The sequence below is a fragment of the Sphingobium sp. SG1 genome, from assembly GCF_057063145.1.
This window is the reverse complement of sequence record NZ_JBVVOJ010000098.1, coordinates 1-256: the sequence shown is the minus strand read 5'-3', so window position 1 is coordinate 256 and position 256 is coordinate 1. Positions and strand designations below refer to the sequence as shown.

Sequence of the window (256 nt, the reverse complement as noted above, 5' to 3'; positions counted from 1 at the left end):
ACGGGCCGATCGCCGCGACGATGCGCCCGCGCGCCGCGCCCAGCGCCTCCATGGCATCCAGCGTCGCGTCCGTGACGCCGGCGAGCGCGCCTTTCCAACCGGCATGCGCCGCGCCGACCACGCCCGCCTGCGGGTCGAGGAACAGCACCGGCGCGCAATCGGCGGTGAGGATGCCGAGCAATATGCCCGGCCGGTCGGTGACGAGCGCGTCGGCACGCGGCCGCGCCTCGTCGGGCCATGGCTGCGTCACCGTCAC

The 256-nt window shown here is 75.8% G+C and carries 1 protein-coding gene; it reads right to left on the bottom strand.

The genetic code is table 11. The features are described from left to right. Positions 1-256 (bottom strand): laccase domain-containing protein (locus AC0KVN_RS27710; RefSeq protein ID WP_483656867.1); only part of this gene is annotated, 256 nt, incomplete at both ends.